We start from the raw sequence: 15,709 nt of genomic DNA on the forward strand, positions 1-15,709 counted from the left end.
GTCAGCACCAAGAAAAACCGCCCGGGGCAAAGGGCAGGGCCGCCAGGCGGTTGAGAAAAAGGACTCGAGAAGGGAATCAGGTCAGCACGGCGTGGGGACCGGTGAGGTAGTCCAGCAAACGGAACAGCGTCGGCGCCAAGGCACTGCACTGGGGGTAGCCATCACGGATCGCGGCGGCATCCTCCACCGAGCCTGGTCGCGCCAGGTCCTCCGGACAGGCCTGCAACAAGGCTTCGATGCTCTCCGGGGTGCTTTCCAGGTGGCATTGCAGGGCGATGGCGTGCTCGCGCCAGACGAACCCCTGGTTGGCACAGGCGGCAGAGCCGTAGAGCGGGATCGCGCCATCCGGCAGCCCGAAGGTCTCGCCGTGCCAGTGCAGGGCCAGCAGACGCTGAGGCAGCATTCGCCCGAGCGGAGAGCGGTCGGCCAGGGGATTCTTCTCCAGGGGCCACCAGCCGATCTCAACCTCGCCGGGGCGTACCTCGGCGCCCAGCGCTTCGGCCAGCAACTGGCCACCCAGGCAGATGCCCAGCACGCGCTTTTCGCCCTCCAGCGCCGCACGGATCAGCGCCTTCTCTTCCCGGAGCCAGGGGTAGAGCGCCTCATCGTGCACGCTCATCGGGCCACCGAGCACCACCAGCAGGTCGAAGTCCTCCAGCGAGGGCAGGCGACCATCGGCGTGGAGGGGGTAGATCCACGCCTGTGCGGCGCGCAGCTTCAGCCACTGGGCGATACGCCCGGGGCCTTCGAAGGGGACGTGCTGAAGGATGGCGACACGCATGTCAGGCGATCTCCGGTTCTTTGCTGCGGGCCAGGGAAAGCGCGCGATTGAGGCGTTTGAGCATTTCGTCGACGTTGGCGAGGCTGACGTTCAGCGCCGGGGTGAAGCGCAGGCAGTCGGCCTGGGGCGCGTTGATCAGCAACCCGTCCTCCAGCGCCTGGCGGGCCACCCGCGTGGCCGACTGGTGGATCAGCGGCATGCCCACCATCAGCCCATGGCCACGCAGGGGGCCGTGGCCGTGGCGGCGCGCCACCCGGGCGAGCCCCTCGCGCAGGTGCTGGGACACCTCGCGCACCTGTTCGAGAAAGCCGGGTTCCAGCACGGTCTTCAGCACCGCCAACCCCGCAGCAGTCATCAAGGCATTGCCGTGGTAAGTGCCGCCCTGCTCGCCGGGTTCGAAACAGCAGGCATTGCCCCGGGCCAGCAGCGCAGCCAGGGGTACACCGCCGCCCAGCCCCTTGCCGAGGGTGATGACGTCGGCACGGATGCCATACAGCTCCTCGGCCAGCAGGGTGCCGCAGCGGCCGACGCCGGTCTGCACCTCGTCGAGGATCAGCAGTACACCCCTGGCACGGCACAGGCGCTCGGCGCCCTGCAGGTAGTCGAGGGTGGCGGGGATGACCCCGGCCTCGCCCTGGACCGGCTCCAGCATGACGGCCACGGTCTCGTCGTCGACGGCGGCTTCGAGGGCCTCCAGGTCGTTGTAGGGCACCTTGGTGAAGCCCGGCAGCTTGGGCTCGAACAGGTGCTCGAAGGCAGGCTTGCCGGAGGCCGACATGGTGGCCAGGGTGCGCCCGTGGAAGCTGTTGCAGGCGGTGACGATGCGGTAGGCGCCGCCCCGGTGCACCTGGCCCCATTTGCGCGCCAGCTTGATGGCGCCTTCGTTGGCCTCGGCGCCGCTGTTGAGGAAGTAGACCTGGTCGCTGTCGGTGGCCTGGCACAGGCGCGAGGCCAGCTTGAGCAGGCTGCGGCTGTAATACGCCGGTCCGGGGTTGATCACCGCTTCGGCCTGGCGCCGCAGGGCGTCCACCACGACGCTGGGGCTGTGGCCGAGGCTGTTCACCGCCCAGCCCTGGGTGAAGTCCAGGTAGGCGCGGCCGTCGGCATCCCAGAGCCAGGACCCCTGGCCGCGGACGAAGACCTGTTCGGGACGCTCCACGGTCTTCATCAGGCGCATGCCGGCGAGCGGGTCACGCATGGTCGGGTACCTCTTCATGGCGGTATTCGATGCCCAGCAGGCGCAACCCTTCCGGGCCCTGTTCGAGGATGCGGCGCAATTCGCGGCGGCGCTCGATGTGCAGGCTGAAGCCTTCTTCCCGGGGGAAACGGGCGCGCAGTTCGCGGGTCACTTCGACGTAGCGGGCCTGGTTGACCGACAGCTCCGCCAGCAGCACCTGGTCGCGGCGCAGGCCGATGCGGTAGTCGCTCATGCCCGCATCCCCTCCAGCGGCAGCCCTTGCAGGCGGGCACTCCAGTCCTCCACTACGCCGGTGGCGAGGCGGCGGGCGGCGGTGTCGCGCCAGCGGGAGGAGAGTGCCGAGCATTGCTGCAGCTGCTGCAGGCCGGCGTGCTCCAGGGGGTAGTGGAAGTAGCTCTGGATGGCGTGGGCGACGGTCAGACCCGGGTAGGAGCGCTGGACCAGTTCCAGGGTGCTGTCGAGGCTGACGAAGCCGGGACGCAACACGCGGTAGAACCAGCCGCAACGGCCGGTCTCCTGCACCTGCTCCGGCAGCGCCGGGATGCCCCAGCGACGGCTCAGGCGATAGCACGGCGAGCGCGGCTGGCTGACCTGCAGCAGGGCGCCGCCCCAGCGGAAGATGTCGCCGATGCACACTTGGTCTTCGGTGAGGCCGTAGGTAGAAAGGTTCTCGCCGAAGCTCGGCGCCTTCCAGGCCAGGTGGCGGTAATGCTTGCGCCAGTATCGGTAGTGCTCGGCCGGGTAATGGTGCAGGGCGCGCTCGGGGCCGCCGTGGAAACGCTGATCGCCCTGCTCATCGCTGCCGAGCCCCTGGGGCCACAGCCACAGCCGGTGGTTCACCGGCTGCTTGTCGACCGCGCTGCTGAGCCCACCGCCGATATCTTCGGCTTTGCCTATGAAAACGCCTTGCACTACGATCCCGGACATTCGCCCTCTCCAGCGCGAGATACAGTCTCTGTGCTGATTAGGCTAGGGGCTTCGGGGTTGCCGGGCCATTTCGATTTTCCAGCTTTATCGATAACCAGGGCTTATGGATTTTCGCCAGCTTCGCTACTTCGTCGCGCTCTATGAAGAGGGCCATGTGGGCCGGGCAGCCGAGCGCCTGAGCCTGTCCCAGCCGGCGCTTTCCCAGCAGATCCGCCAACTGGAACAGGGGCTGGACGTGAGCCTGTTCCAGCGCAGCGGCAAGCGCCTGCTGCCGACCCTCGCCGCCCACACGCTGTACAGCCATGCGCTGCCGCTGCTGGATGGCCTGGAACGCGCCCGCGAGGCGCTGCGCGGGTTCCGCGGCCAGGCACCGCGCAGCCTGGCCATCGGCGTGCTGCAGACGGTCAACGCCAGCCTGGTACCGCTGCTGCTGGAGCGGCTGCGGGAGGCCCAGCCGCAGTTGGTGGTGCAGATCTACGAGCTGTCCGGGCTGGACATCGAGCGGCGCCTGCTGACGGGAACCCTGGACATCGGCATCGGCTTCCTGCCACCGCGACAGCCCGGCCTGCACAGCCGGCTGCTCTACGAAGACGAGCTGCAACTGGTGATCCCCACGGAGCATCCGTTGCGGGAGTTCAAGAAGGTATCGCTGAGCCAGGCGGCGGAACTGCCGATGCTGCTGTTGGGCGAGGAGTTCCGCGTGCGGCAGATCTGGCAGGAACAACTGGCGTTGATCGGCCGCCGGCCCAACGTGCAGGCGGAGCTGAACCAGATGGCCGGCATCCTCGACAGCCTGCCCCATACCCAGCTGGCCACCGTGCTGCCCGGACGGGCGCGGCAGATGCACGCCAACCAGTACCTGCTGTGGAAGCCCCTGAGCGAACCGCGCGTGCCGTTGAAGGTGGGGCTGGTATTCCGCGATGCCCAGCGCCAGCAGGCCACCCTGGAACTGCTGCACAACCTGCTGGAGAAAGTCCCGGCGCCGCCCTGGGAAGGCGTTTGAACGCGCAAAAGAAAAACCCCGCCGAAGCGGGGTTTCTGCAGACTTGTTTCCCTGACATCCCTGATCAACCGCCGTCCTGGCGGAGAATCCACTGCATCCATGTTTTTCAGTGCGCTTCCTGCGCGGCGTCCTATGGCGTGTAGATTAGTGAGCCCCACCAAGCGGCGATAGCAGCTATAGCCGTCAGATCTTGTAAGCATTCTCTTACATGACCCTACAAATGGTGCTTCCATCACATTCAATCGATTCATACGGGGCAATTTGCGAACCCAAGCAAGCGATCGCTTGGTTTTGTCTTGGCAAAACCCACTTGCTAGACTCCGCCAGTCCCGAATAACAACAAGCCCTACAAGGGGCGTCACCCTGGGTCATCACCATGCGCGTCGTTGCGATAGCCCTCTCCCTGGCAGCCCTTGCCGTCTCCAGCCCACTCTTTGCCGGTGGCCAGAATCGCTTGCCAGACCCCAAGACCGCGATCCGCGAGGCCTTCTGGAAACAGCTCTACGCCGGCCCCGACACCACCCTCTATTGCGGCAAGCCCTTCCAGGGCGAAAGCGGCCTGCTGGCGGCCAGCCCGGTCTACTCCATCAAGCAGATCAAGAGCGCCCTGCGCTGCGTGACCGACGCCCAATGCCGCGAGGCGAACCCGCAGTACCCCTACATGCTGGCCGACCTGCACAACCTCTACCCCGAGCTGGCACGGGTGGAACTGGCGCGACGCAACGCGCTGTTCGGCGTGGTGGGTGACGCCGCCTCTGCGCGCACCATCGATGACTGCCCGCTGAAGAGCAGCTTCCAGCTGATGGAGCCGAGGGACGAAGCCAAGGGCAACGTCGCCCGCGCCATCTTCTATATGCATGTGGAGTACGGCCTGCCCATCGTCGGCCAGGTGCAGGTCTTCAAGCAGTGGCACCGCCAGGACCCGCCCGACGCCGCCGAGCGCGCCCGCAACGACCGCATCGCCGCCCTGCAGGGCACGCGCAATCGCTTCATCGATGACCCGGCGCTGGTGGACAAACTGATTCCGGAATAGGTCCGCCCCGGTCGGGGCGGAAGGAGTTCGGCCGGGGAGCCCCGGCCGAAGGGTCAGGCGGAGATCGGCGTACGCCAGTCATCCGAGCCGGACGTGCCGGAGACCTCGTGGGTCCAGACGATCTTGCGGTAGGTGAAGTACACGTCTTCCAGGTGGGTGAAGTGCGCCATGTTCGGGTCCTGGCAGTTCGGCATGCGCGACTGCACATCGACGATCACCGCGTCTTCCAGCTCGATGGTGAAGTAGTGCTCCTGGGTGCCGGTGGAGGAGGTGCGGTACCACTCCAGGCGGCACTTGGACAGGCGCTCGCCGGACGTCAGGGCGTTGAAGATCAGCGGTGAGGACTTGTCGAACACCTTGGTGATCATCAGCGGCTTGTGGACACGCTGGCCGGTGGGCTGGCCGGACTGGGGATCACGGGGAATGATCACCTGGTGGTTGAAGGCCTGGACCAGGATCTGGTCCTCATGGCCTTCCTGGAAGATGTTGCCGACCGAATCTTCGGTGAAGGTGCCGGCGGTGATGAGGCCTTGTTTGGTGCCTTCGAGGGACAGGTACGCGGGAGTTGGCATGGCAGTCTCCTTGCCGTGGTTGATGAATGGCCTGATGACTTCAGGCCCCTTACTACAAACAAGGCACATGCCAATTCTGGAAACTTCTTTCAAACCAACAGGTTGCAAATAAAAGTGCAGCTCTCGCCCAATAAACCAACAAGAAATCCAAACATGACGGGCCATTTTCAACGCATTCAAAGCGCAACTTCTTGCGCACTTTCAATCAACTGAAAGTAGCCAATAGACCGCTCTAGAAAAGACCTTACAGGCAACTACAGGCTCGCAAAGACGCCGCGCTCAACACCTGTCTTTGTTTCCTACAGGTATTGGCGAACACACTTTTTAACCTCCCCTCCATAATCGGTCGCCCTTGAAGATGGCAATTGGCTACGACCGAGTTCTCACTTAACGCACTCGGACCCAGCAACGCTCAATTGCCCAACAGGAAGTCACCTTCAATTGGAGCCCAGCAGGGATGAGCTACTCCGGAAAACTCACCGCACATTATCAGGAGCTGGCTGCCAAGCCCGTCTCGGCGGAGAGCTTTGCGGGTGAAGACGTCCGCTATTCGCCGGAATTCGAAGCTCTGGAAAACGAGCTGGGCAAGGCTGCCTCCCTGCATACCAGCGCCCCCATCGACTGGCAGATGATCCGGGAGCAGAGCGAGACGCTGCTCCGTGCTCAGTCGAAGGACCTGCGCGCAGCCGCCTGGCTGACCTGGGCGCTCTATCAGTGCGAATCCTTCCAGGGCCTCCATGCCGGGCTGGCACTGCTGCTGCACCTTTGTGAAGAACACTGGGACGACCTGCATCCGCGCAAGTCGCGCACCCGCGCCGCCGCATTGGCCTGGCTGACCACACGCCTGGAGCCCTCGTTCGACGAAGCCGTGCCGATCAAGGAGCAATTGCCCCTGTTCCGCGACCTGGCGAGCGCCCTCACCCGCCTGGACCAGTGCCTGAGCCAGCGCCTGGAGGCCGATGCGCCCTTGCTCCTGCCCCTGTGCCGCCGACTCAACGAACGGGTGAATCAGGCCGCCAAAGGCCAGCCGGAGAACAACGCGGTCAGCGCCACCGTGGCCCAGGTCAAGCAGGTGGCCAGCCAGTTGCTGTCCTCCCCCAGCGCCGTGGAGAGCGAGCGGGACGCACAGAAGAACCTGCGCGCCCTGCAGGACGCCGCCCGCCCCCTGAACACCTGGTGGTTGCGCCAGAACACCACCGACATCCGCGCCCTGCGCCTCAATCGCACGCTGCTCTGGCTGGCGATCGACAGCCTCCCGGAGCGCAACGCCGAACAGATCACCCCCCTGCGCAACCTGCCCAAGGACAAGCTGGAGAACTACCGGGATCGGCTGGCCAAGGGCGAATACGCCGACCTGCTCGCCGAACTGGAAGGCAGCATCGCCCGCGCGCCCTTCTGGCTGGACGGCCAGCACATGGCCTGGGAATGCCTCCAGGGCCTGGGAGCGGAGGCCGCCATGCTCGAAGTCGAGCTGCAGTGCGCGCTGTTCCTGCACCGCTTGCCCGGCATCGTCGAACTGCGCTTCCACGATGGCAGCCCGTTCGCCGACCCGGCTGCCCGCAGCTGGATCAGCGCACACGTCCTGCCCCACCTGCAGACCGTCGACGCCACCCCGACGCCCACCAGCGGGCACGATGCGCCTGCCTGGGAGCAGGCCCTGCAGGAAGCCCAGACCATCCTGCGCAAGGACGGCCTCAAGGCCGCCACCCAGCACCTCAAGCAGGGCCTGCAATCAGCCCATGGCGGCCGCCAGCGCTTCTTCTGGCAACTGGCCATGGCCCGCCTCTGCTACCACGCCAAGAAATACGAGCTGGCCCGCATCCAGCTCGAAAACCTCGACCAGGACCTGCAGGACAGTGGCCTGCACGCCTGGGAACCCGACCTCGTCCTGCAGGTGCTCAACCTCCTGCACAGCTGCTGCGAGCTGCTGCCACAGAACCACAGCGTGCGCGAACGCAAGGACGAGGTTCATCGCAGGCTGTGCCATCTCGATCTCGAGGTGGTACTCGACTAGGCCCTCGGGCCCCCACGCAAAGGAGACATGTCATGGCCAAAGAAGGCTCGGTCGCCCCCAAGGAACGCATCAACATCACCTTCAAGCCCGCCACGGGCAACGCCCAGGAAGAAATCGAGCTGCCCCTCAAGCTGCTCGTGCTGGGGGACTTCACCCAGCGTGCGGACGACCGCAAGGTCGAGGACCGCAAACCGATCGGCATCGACAAGAACAGCTTCGACGAAGTGCTCGCCAAGCAGGAGCTGAGCCTCACGCTGAACGTGCCGAACCGCCTCCAGGAGGACAAGGAAGACGACGAGCTGGGCATCAGCCTGTCGGTCAACTCCATGAAGGACTTCAACCCCGCCAACCTGGTCGAGCAGGTGCCCGAGCTGAAGAAGCTGATGGAGCTGCGCGACGCCCTGGTCGCCCTCAAGGGCCCGCTGGGCAACGCCCCCACCTTCCGCAAGGCGATCGAAGGCGTACTGGCCGACGAGGAGTCCCGCACCCGCGTACTGGGTGAGCTGGGCCTCGGTACCAGCCAGGGCGAGTAACAACAGGAACAGATTGAAAGGACGCGAACCATGAGCATCAGCGCAGCACAGGAACAGTCGGCGAAGGCCGCCGAACACGGGATCCTCGACCGGATCATCGCCGAAACCAGCCTGACCCCGGAGGACGAGGCCTACGGCATCGCCAAGCGCGGCGTCTCGGCCTTCATCGAAGAACTGCTGAAGCCGCAGAACCAGGGCGAGCCGGTCAAGAAGGCCCTGGTGGACCGCATGATCGCGGAGATCGACACCAAGCTCAGCCGCCAGATGGACGAGATCCTCCACCACCCGGAGTTCCAGGCACTGGAATCCTCCTGGCGCGGCCTCAAGCTGCTGATCGACCGCACCAACTTCCGCGAGAACATCAAGATCGAGATCCTCAACGTCTCCAAGCAGGACCTGCTGGATGACTTCGAGGACTCCCCGGAGGTGGTCCAGTCCGGCCTCTACAAGCACATCTACACCGCGGAATACGGCCAGTTCGGTGGCCAGCCGGTCGGCGCGATCATCGCCAACTACTACATGAACCCCAGCGCCCCCGACATCAAGACGATGCAATACGTCGCCAGCGTCGCCTGCATGTCCCACGCGCCCTTCATCGCCGCCGCCGGACCGAAGTTCTTCGGCATCGAGAGCTTCACCGGCCTGCCCGACCTCAAGGACCTGAAGGACCACTTCGAAGGCCCGCAGTTCGCCAAGTGGCAGAGCTTCCGCGAACAGGAGGACGCCCGCTACGTCGGCCTGACCCTGCCGCGCTTCCTGCTGCGCAACCCCTACGACCCGGAAGAGAACCCGGTGAAGACCTTCGTCTACCGGGAGAACGTCGCCAACGACCACGAGCATTATCTCTGGGGCAACACCGCCTACACCTTCGCCAGCCGCCTCACCGACAGCTTCGCCAAGTTCCGCTGGTGCCCGAACATCATCGGCCCGCAGAGCGGTGGCGCCGTCGAGGACCTGCCGCTGCACCACTTCGAGAGCATGGGCGAGATCGAAACCAAGATCCCCACCGAGGTCCTGGTCTCCGACCGCCGCGAGTACGAGCTGGCCGAAGAAGGCTTCATCGCCCTGACCATGCGCAAGGGCAGCGACAACGCCGCATTCTTCTCCGCCAACTCCACCCAGAAGCCGAAGTTCTTCGGCATCAGCGAAGAAGGCCGCACCGCCGAACTGAACTACAAGCTCGGCACCCAGCTGCCCTACCTGTTCATCGTCAACCGCCTGGCCCACTACCTGAAAGTGCTGCAGCGCGAGCAGATCGGCTCCTGGAAGGAGCGCTCCGACCTGGAGCTGGAGCTGAACAAGTGGATTCGCCAGTACGTGGCCGACCAGGAGAACCCCAGCTCCGAAGTCCGTAGCCGCCGCCCGCTGCGCGGAGCCCAGGTGCTGGTCACCGATGTCGAAGGCGAACCGGGCTGGTACCGCGTGAGCCTGAGCATCCGGCCGCACTTCAAGTACATGGGGGCGGATTTCACCCTGTCCCTGGTCGGCAAGCTGGACAAGGAATAAGGGCCGGCAGATGGACGGTTACGGCAGCCTGTTCGAACGACTGGGCGGCAAGGCACGCGAACGCGTAGGGCTGAGCCGCGAAGTCGCCGTCATGTCATCCGTGGCCGACCACCTGGCCAAGATGCTCAGCACCCGGGCGGGCAGCGTGCAAACGCTGCCCGACTACGGGTTGCCCGACCTCAACGACATGCGCATGAGCCTGCACGACGCCCTCAACCAGGCCCGTGCCGCCATCGAGCGCTTCATCGAGGCCTACGAGCCGCGGCTGCAGGGCGTCCGCGTGATCGCACTGCCGCGTCGGCACGACCCACTCAACCTGTCCTTCTCCATCGAAGGCACGCTGAACATCGACGGCACCCGGCGGCAGGTCAGCTTCGCCGCCCACCTCGACGGCAGCGGCAAGGTCAAGGTCCAGTAAGGAGATTCCCCATGTCCGGCAAACCCGCCGCACGCCTGTCCGACCCGACGGCATGCCCCATCCCGTTCCACCTGATCAACCCGATCGCCGTTGGGTCACCCGACGTGCTGTTCGACGGCCTGCCCGCCGCGCGCCAAGGCGACCCGTCGGCCTGTGGCGGGGCCATGGCGGCCAACCTTTCCGCCACCGTACTGATCAATGGGCGTCCCGCTGCCACCGTGGGAAGCATCGGCAGTCACGGCAACGTCGTCCTCAGCGGTTCGGGAACCGTACTGATCGGCTGACGCATACGCGCCCTGGCCCTTTCGCCAGTCTTCGCCCAGGAACACCGGGAACACAGTCCTCCATGTCCTTCAACCACTACTACCAAAGCGAGCTGACCGCCCTGCGCCAGCTCGGGCGCCGCTTCGCCGAGCGCAGCCCGGCCTTGGCGCCATTTCTCGCCCAGGCGGGGCGGGATCCGGACGTGGAGCGCCTGCTGGAGGGCTTCGCGTTCCTGACTGGCCGGCTGCGGCAGAAGCTCGACGACGAACTGCCCGAGCTGACCCATTCGCTGATGCACCTGCTGTGGCCGAACTACATGCGCCCCCTGCCGGCGTTCAGCATCCTGCAGTTCGATCCGCATGACGGCGCGGGTGAGGCCTTGGTGGTGCCCCGTGAGACCTGCGTGGAAAGCAACCCGGTGGATGACGTGCGCTGCCGCTTCAAGACCTGCTTCCCCACCGAGATCCTGCCCTTGCGGGCCGATGGCCTGAGCTACTCCGTCACCGGGGATGGCGCCTTGCTCAGCCTGCGCCTGGCCCTGATCGGCGACGGCCACCTGGGCGACGTCCCCTTCGACCGGCTGCGCCTGCACCTGGCGGGCGAGCGCTACATCAGCCAGACGCTCTACCTTGGGCTGGTGCACGACCTCGACAACGTCGAGCTGGTGCCGCTGGACGCAAACAACGTCGCCCTGCAGGACGAGCGCGGCCAGCCCATCGGCCTGCGCCTGCCATCCACCAGCATTCGCCCCGTGGGCTTCGCCGAGGAAGAGGCGCTCATCCCCTACCCGTTGAACACCTTCCGCGGCTACCGCTACCTGCAGGAGTACTTCGCCTTCCAGGACAAGTTCCTCTTCGTCGACCTCACCGGCCTGGCCTGCCTCGGCGGCCTGCCCAAGGAGCAGCTGGAACAGGCCAGGGGCCTGGAGCTGCGTTTCGACATCCGTCGCAGCGGCATCCAGCGCCTACGCCCGACCCTGGACAACCTGAAGCTCTACTGCACCCCGGTGGCCAACCTGTTCCGCCACGACGCCCTGCCCATCCGCCTCGACGGCAAGCAGGACGAATACCTGATCCTCCCGGCCGAGTACGACCCGCAGCACTGCGGCGTGTTCTCCGTCGATACCGTCAGCGGCTGGCTGCCCGGCGGGGTCGGTCATCGCGACTACGTGCAGTTCGAATCCTTCGAGCATGACGCCAGCTTCGACGTGCCGATGCCCCGGCCGCACTACAGCGTGCGACAGCGCAACTCCCTGCTGCACGACGGGCTGGACACCTACCTCAGCTTCGGTGCGCGCAGCAGCCAGGAACAGGAAACCCTCTCCGTGGAGCTGACCTGCACCAACCAGAACCTGCCGCGCCGGCTGCGCCTGGGTGATATCTGCCGTCCCGGCGAGGGCGCACCGGACTTCCTCACCTTCCGCAACATCACCGCCGTGACCGCCAGCTACGCACCGCCGATCAACCGAGAGTTCCTCTGGAAGCTGATCAGCAACATGTCGCTGAACTACCTCTCGCTCGCCAACGTCGGCGCGCTGAAGGTGATCCTCGAAACCTACGACCTGCCGCGCTACTACGACCAGCACGCGGAAAAGGTCAGCAAGCGCCTGCTCAACGGCCTCAAGTCGATCCGCCACCAGCATGTGGACAGGCTCCACCGCGGCCTGCCGGTCCGAGGCCTGCGCACCGAGATGAGCATCGACCCCGAAGGCTACATCTGCGACGGCGACCTCTTCGTCTTCGCCTCGGTGCTCAACGAATTCTTCGCACTCTACGCAAGCCTCAACTCGTACCACGAGCTACGGGTCCGCAGCACACAGGGAGAGGTGTACCAATGGACACCACGCATGGGCCAGCAGCCCTTGCTCTGAGCCGCCTGAGCCAGGGCATCCGGGAATACGCGTTGTTCCAGGCCGTACTCCTGGCGATGGAGCACCTGCACCAGGCGGACGGCACGGACGAGGCAATCGACGAGGAACGCCTCTACGAGCGCATCGAATTCCAGGCCAACCCGAGCCTGGGCTTCCCCGGCACCGATATCCACAGTCTGACCTTCTTCGAAGAAGGGGGCGAGACGCGCGCGCGCATCTGCCTGAACCTCGTCCGTCTCTCCGGCTCGGGCTCGCCGCTGCCTGCCTTTTATGCCGAGCAGGTGCTGGGCGAAGGGGACGACGAAAACCCCACCCGGGATTTCCTCGACCTGTTCCACCACCGGCTGCAGCGGCTGCTGCTGCCGATCTGGCGCAAGTACCGCTATCGGTCGAGCTTCCAGAGTGGTGCCCGGGACGCCTTCTCCGAACGGCTGTTCGCCCTGATCGGCCTGGGCAGCGAGGAGCTGCGCAGCGCCGAGGAACTGAACTGGAAGCGCCTGCTGCCCTACCTCGGGCTGCTCAGCCTGCGCGCCCACTCGGCAGCACTGATCGAGGCCGTGCTGCGCTACTACTTCAAGCATGCCGAGCTGTTCATCGAGCAATGCATCGAGCGCAGCGTCGACATCCTCCAGGAGCAGCTCAACCGCCTGGGCCAGGCCAACAGCCAACTGGGCGAGGACCTGGTACTGGGAGAGCGGGTGCGCGATCGCGGCGGCAAGTTCCGCATCCACATCCGCCAGCTGGACTGGGAACGCTTCCACGAATTCCTGCCTATCGGCACCGGCTACCAGCCCCTCTGCGCGCTGGTGCGCTTCACCCTGCGCGACCCGCTGGACTACGACCTCCGCCTGGTACTGCGCCACGACGCCATCCGCGAACTGCGGGTCGGCGCCGACAACCCCTGCCGCCTCGGCTGGACCAGCTGGCTGGGCCGCGAACGTGCCGACGGCATCGTCTCGCTGCGCAGCCGCACTCATTAAGGACAGATGAGCCCATGATCAATATCGACCTGCAACAACTCGTCCAGGCCCTGGACGCCGACACCCGCCGTGACCTGGAGATCGCCGCCGAGCGCTGCGTCGCCCGGGGCGGCAGCCGCATCCTGGTGGAAGACCTCCTGCTGGCCATGCTGGAACGCACTGGCAGCCTGATCCACCGCGCCCTGCAGGACGGCGAGGTGGACGCAGCCGAACTGGCCGCCGCACTCCAGGCCAACCCGGAGCACAGCGCCTCGCGCAACCCGGTGTTCGCCACCGAACTGGTGCAGTGGCTGCAGGACGCCCTGCTGGTAGCCAACCTGGAACTGCAGCGCAGCCTGATCGACCAGGCCGCGCTGCTCCTGGCGCTGCTGCAGAATCCCCTGCGCCACGCGGGCACCCGCTACCACGCCCTGCTCGGCCGCATCAGCGCCGAACGGCTGCGGGACTTCGCCCGCGCGCAGCAGGCGGAGCCGGGCACGGCCAACGCCCCGTCCACAGGGGAATCGCTGCTCAAGCGCTTCACCCACAACCTGACCCAGCAGGCCCGGGACGGAAAGCTGGACCCGGTGCTGTGCCGGGACTCCGCCATCCGCCAGATGATCGACATCCTCGCCCGACGCCGGAAGAACAACCCGATCGTGGTGGGCGAGGCCGGGGTGGGCAAGACCGCCGTGGTCGAGGGCCTGGCCGGCCGCATCGCCAACGGCGAAGTGCCAGACGCCCTCAAGGACGTCGAGCTGCTGTCCCTCGACCTTGGCCTGCTACAGGCCGGCGCCAGCGTGAAGGGCGAATTCGAGCGGCGCCTGAAGGGCGTCATCGACGAGGTCCGCAACGCCCCGATGCCCATCATCCTGTTCGTCGACGAAGCCCACACCCTCATCGGTGCGGGTGGCCAGGCGGGCAGCTCCGATGCAGCCAACCTGCTCAAACCGGCCCTGGCCCGGGGTGAGCTGCGCACCATCGCCGCCACCACCTGGGCCGAGTACAAGAAGTACTTCGAGAAGGACCCTGCACTGGCCCGACGCTTCCAGCCCGTACAGCTCCACGAGCCCAACGTGCCCGAAGCGGTGACCATCCTGCGCGGGCTCGCCCGGGTGTACGAACGCAGCCACGGCATCTACCTGCGTGATGACGCCGTGGTCGCCGCCGCCGAACTCTCCGCCCGCTACCTCGCCGGCCGCCAGCTGCCGGACAAGGCCGTGGACGTCCTCGACACCGCCTGCGCCCGGGTGCGCATCAGCCTCGCGGCGGCGCCCGAGGCCCTCGAACGCCTGCGCGGCGAACAGGCCGAGGACACCCGCCAGCACCAGGCCCTGCGCCGCGACCTGGACGCCGGACTGCCGGTGGACGGTGCGACCCTCGACGACCTGGCCACGCGCCTTCGCCAGCGCGAGGACGAACTGCACGCCCTGGAGGCCCGCTGGGACCGCCAGCGCACCCTTGCCGAACAGTTGCTGGACCTGCGCCAGCGCATCGCCCGGCTGCGCCAGGGCGACGAAACGGTGCCCGCCGAAGCACCGGGCCTGGCCGAGCTGGAAGCACAGTTGCAGGACACCCACGGCGCCCTGCGGGACCTGCAGGCCACCGAGTCGCTGGTCAGCTTCGAAGTCTGCCCACGCCTGGTGGCCGAGGTGATCAGCCACTGGACGGGCATCCCCCTCGCCCAGTTGGCCCGCGAACACAACGCCCGGGTGCTGAGCTTCGCCGACGACCTGCGCCAGCGCATCCGCGGCCAGGACCAGGCCGTGCAGGCACTGGACCGCGCCGTGCGTGCCACCGCCGCCGGCCTGAACCGGCACGACGCCCCGGTGGGCGTGTTCCTCCTGGTGGGCCCCAGCGGTGTGGGCAAGACCGAGACGGCCCTGGCGCTGGCCGACCTGCTGTATGGCGGCGAGCGCTTCCTCACCACCATCAACATGTCCGAGTTCCAGGAGAAGCACACCGTCTCGCGCCTGATCGGCTCCCCGCCCGGCTACGTCGGCTATGGCGAAGGCGGCATGCTCACCGAGGCGGTGCGCCAGAAGCCCTACTCCGTCGTGTTGCTGGATGAAGTGGAAAAGGCCGACCCCGACGTGCTGAACCTCTTCTATCAGATCTTCGACAAGGGCATCGCCAACGACGGCGAGGGGCGCGAGATCGACTTCCGCAACACCCTCATCCTGATGACCTCCAACCTGGCCAGCGAGCGCATCGACAGCCTTTGCGCCGACGGCCACCAGCCCACGGCCGAGGCGCTGGAAGAGGCCATCCGTCCGCAGCTCGTGCGGCACTTCAAGCCGGCGCTGCTGGCCCGCATGCGCGTCGTTCCCTACTACCCCATCAGCGGTGCGCTGCTGGAAGAACTGGTGGGGCTCAAGCTCGAACGCCTGGGCACCCGCCTGCAGCGTCGCCAGCTGGAATTCAGCCACTGCCCGGAGCTGGTCGCGCACATCGCCAGCCTCTGCCAGCAGGCCGAGAGCGGCGCTCGGCTGATCGACCAGGTGGTGGAGTCCCGCCTGCTGCCCCAGGTGGCCGACCAGCTGCTCGCGGCCATGGCCACCGGCACCCCGGTCAGCCGCGCCCACGCCCGCCTGGGCGAACACGGCGCCATCGTCTGCGAGCTGTGCTGAG

General features: G+C 66.4%; 15 protein-coding genes. 10 read left to right on the forward strand and 5 right to left on the reverse strand.

What is annotated here, in order from left to right; translation table 11 throughout:
• Window positions 1-76 precede the first annotated feature (76 nt).
• The 4 genes from FBY21_RS17615 to FBY21_RS17630 are packed head-to-tail and all read right to left on the reverse strand — an operon-like array spanning window position 77 to window position 2,906.
• Window positions 77-781: a type 1 glutamine amidotransferase gene (locus tag FBY21_RS17615; RefSeq protein ID WP_142012611.1), complete on the reverse strand. Its 705-nt coding sequence runs from the start codon at window positions 779-781 to the stop codon at window positions 77-79.
• A gap of 1 nt (window position 782) precedes the next feature.
• Entirely contained in the window at window positions 783-1,979 is a 1,197-nt protein-coding gene (locus FBY21_RS17620; protein ID WP_142012613.1) for an acetylornithine transaminase, read from the reverse strand.
• Window positions 1,972-2,211 carry a hypothetical protein gene (locus FBY21_RS17625; protein ID WP_044411998.1) on the reverse strand — a complete coding sequence of 80 codons (240 nt, stop codon included), beginning with the start codon at window positions 2,209-2,211 and terminating at the stop codon, window positions 1,972-1,974. The genes FBY21_RS17620 and FBY21_RS17625 overlap by 8 nt, the downstream gene beginning before the upstream one ends.
• On the reverse strand, window positions 2,208-2,906 hold the full coding sequence (locus tag FBY21_RS17630; protein WP_044411995.1) for an MOSC domain-containing protein: 699 nt from the start codon (window positions 2,904-2,906) through the stop codon (window positions 2,208-2,210). Before FBY21_RS17630 ends, FBY21_RS17625 begins: the two co-directional genes overlap by 4 nt.
• Before the next feature lie 103 nt (window positions 2,907-3,009).
• Between FBY21_RS17630 and FBY21_RS17635 the strand changes: the two genes are divergently transcribed.
• The gene (locus FBY21_RS17635) at window positions 3,010-3,909 is read left to right on the forward strand and encodes a LysR family transcriptional regulator (protein ID WP_044411992.1); all 900 of its coding nucleotides are present in this window, start codon (window positions 3,010-3,012) and stop codon (window positions 3,907-3,909) included.
• Window positions 3,910-4,285: 376 nt separating this feature from the next.
• The gene (locus FBY21_RS17640) at window positions 4,286-4,942 is read left to right on the forward strand and encodes an endonuclease I family protein (protein ID WP_142012615.1); all 657 of its coding nucleotides are present in this window, start codon (window positions 4,286-4,288) and stop codon (window positions 4,940-4,942) included.
• Between the two features lie 53 nt (window positions 4,943-4,995).
• Here the strand turns inward: FBY21_RS17640 and FBY21_RS17645 are convergent, their stop codons facing one another.
• Window positions 4,996-5,514: an Hcp family type VI secretion system effector gene (locus FBY21_RS17645; RefSeq protein WP_044411986.1), complete on the reverse strand. Its 519-nt coding sequence runs from the start codon at window positions 5,512-5,514 to the stop codon at window positions 4,996-4,998.
• Between the two features lie 457 nt (window positions 5,515-5,971).
• Here FBY21_RS17645 and tssA point away from each other — a divergent pair, with 457 nt between their 5' ends.
• The 8 genes from tssA to tssH all read left to right on the forward strand — a co-directional run bounded on the left by tssA (window position 5,972) and on the right by tssH (window position 15,708).
• On the forward strand, window positions 5,972-7,528 hold the full coding sequence (gene tssA / locus FBY21_RS17650) for a type VI secretion system protein TssA (protein ID WP_142012618.1): 1,557 nt from the start codon (window positions 5,972-5,974) through the stop codon (window positions 7,526-7,528).
• A gap of 32 nt (window positions 7,529-7,560) precedes the next feature.
• On the forward strand, window positions 7,561-8,061 hold the full coding sequence (tssB, locus tag FBY21_RS17655) for a type VI secretion system contractile sheath small subunit (RefSeq protein ID WP_142012621.1): 501 nt from the start codon (window positions 7,561-7,563) through the stop codon (window positions 8,059-8,061).
• Window positions 8,062-8,091: 30 nt separating this feature from the next.
• Window positions 8,092-9,567, forward strand: a complete 1,476-nt coding sequence (gene tssC, locus FBY21_RS17660; RefSeq protein WP_044411975.1) for a type VI secretion system contractile sheath large subunit — start codon at window positions 8,092-8,094, stop codon at window positions 9,565-9,567.
• A 10-nt stretch (window positions 9,568-9,577) separates the two neighbouring features.
• Window positions 9,578-9,985: a type VI secretion system baseplate subunit TssE gene (gene tssE / locus FBY21_RS17665; protein WP_107329749.1), complete on the forward strand. Its 408-nt coding sequence runs from the start codon at window positions 9,578-9,580 to the stop codon at window positions 9,983-9,985.
• 11 nt (window positions 9,986-9,996) lie between these two features.
• The gene (locus FBY21_RS17670; protein ID WP_044412074.1) at window positions 9,997-10,269 is read left to right on the forward strand and encodes a PAAR domain-containing protein; all 273 of its coding nucleotides are present in this window, start codon (window positions 9,997-9,999) and stop codon (window positions 10,267-10,269) included.
• Between the two features lie 62 nt (window positions 10,270-10,331).
• Window positions 10,332-12,119 (forward strand): type VI secretion system baseplate subunit TssF, encoded by a 1,788-nt coding sequence (tssF, locus tag FBY21_RS17675; protein ID WP_142012624.1) that lies wholly within the window; start codon window positions 10,332-10,334, stop codon window positions 12,117-12,119.
• Window positions 12,083-13,099 carry a type VI secretion system baseplate subunit TssG gene (gene tssG, locus FBY21_RS17680; RefSeq protein ID WP_142012627.1) on the forward strand — a complete coding sequence of 339 codons (1,017 nt, stop codon included), beginning with the start codon at window positions 12,083-12,085 and terminating at the stop codon, window positions 13,097-13,099. The genes tssF and tssG overlap by 37 nt, the downstream gene beginning before the upstream one ends.
• Window positions 13,100-13,113: 14 nt before the next feature.
• Window positions 13,114-15,708, forward strand: coding sequence for a type VI secretion system ATPase TssH (gene tssH, locus FBY21_RS17685; RefSeq protein WP_142012630.1), 2,595 nt, complete (start codon window positions 13,114-13,116; stop codon window positions 15,706-15,708).
• Window position 15,709 lies beyond the last annotated feature (1 nt).

The organism is Pseudomonas sp. SLBN-26 (genome assembly GCF_006715895.1).
Lineage (GTDB): Bacteria > Pseudomonadota > Gammaproteobacteria > Pseudomonadales > Pseudomonadaceae > Metapseudomonas > Metapseudomonas otitidis.

What these genes read in the sequence shown, in the direction of transcription:
- FBY21_RS17615 (WP_142012611.1), bottom strand. Translation starts at nt 781, where the DNA reads ATGCGTGTCGCCATCCTTCAGCACGTCCCCTTCGAAGGCCCCGGGCGT.
- FBY21_RS17620 (WP_142012613.1), bottom strand. Translation starts at nt 1,979, where the DNA reads ATGCGTGACCCGCTCGCCGGCATGCGCCTGATGAAGACCGTGGAGCGT.
- FBY21_RS17625 (WP_044411998.1), bottom strand. Translation starts at nt 2,211, where the DNA reads ATGAGCGACTACCGCATCGGCCTGCGCCGCGACCAGGTGCTGCTGGCG.
- FBY21_RS17630 (WP_044411995.1), bottom strand. Translation starts at nt 2,906, where the DNA reads ATGTCCGGGATCGTAGTGCAAGGCGTTTTCATAGGCAAAGCCGAAGAT.
- FBY21_RS17635 (WP_044411992.1), top strand. Translation starts at nt 3,010, where the DNA reads ATGGATTTTCGCCAGCTTCGCTACTTCGTCGCGCTCTATGAAGAGGGC.
- FBY21_RS17640 (WP_142012615.1), top strand. Translation starts at nt 4,286, where the DNA reads ATGCGCGTCGTTGCGATAGCCCTCTCCCTGGCAGCCCTTGCCGTCTCC.
- FBY21_RS17645 (WP_044411986.1), bottom strand. Translation starts at nt 5,514, where the DNA reads ATGCCAACTCCCGCGTACCTGTCCCTCGAAGGCACCAAACAAGGCCTC.
- tssA (WP_142012618.1), top strand. Translation starts at nt 5,972, where the DNA reads ATGAGCTACTCCGGAAAACTCACCGCACATTATCAGGAGCTGGCTGCC.
- tssB (WP_142012621.1), top strand. Translation starts at nt 7,561, where the DNA reads ATGGCCAAAGAAGGCTCGGTCGCCCCCAAGGAACGCATCAACATCACC.
- tssC (WP_044411975.1), top strand. Translation starts at nt 8,092, where the DNA reads ATGAGCATCAGCGCAGCACAGGAACAGTCGGCGAAGGCCGCCGAACAC.
- tssE (WP_107329749.1), top strand. Translation starts at nt 9,578, where the DNA reads ATGGACGGTTACGGCAGCCTGTTCGAACGACTGGGCGGCAAGGCACGC.
- FBY21_RS17670 (WP_044412074.1), top strand. Translation starts at nt 9,997, where the DNA reads ATGTCCGGCAAACCCGCCGCACGCCTGTCCGACCCGACGGCATGCCCC.
- tssF (WP_142012624.1), top strand. Translation starts at nt 10,332, where the DNA reads ATGTCCTTCAACCACTACTACCAAAGCGAGCTGACCGCCCTGCGCCAG.
- tssG (WP_142012627.1), top strand. Translation starts at nt 12,083, where the DNA reads ATGGACACCACGCATGGGCCAGCAGCCCTTGCTCTGAGCCGCCTGAGC.
- tssH (WP_142012630.1), top strand. Translation starts at nt 13,114, where the DNA reads ATGATCAATATCGACCTGCAACAACTCGTCCAGGCCCTGGACGCCGAC.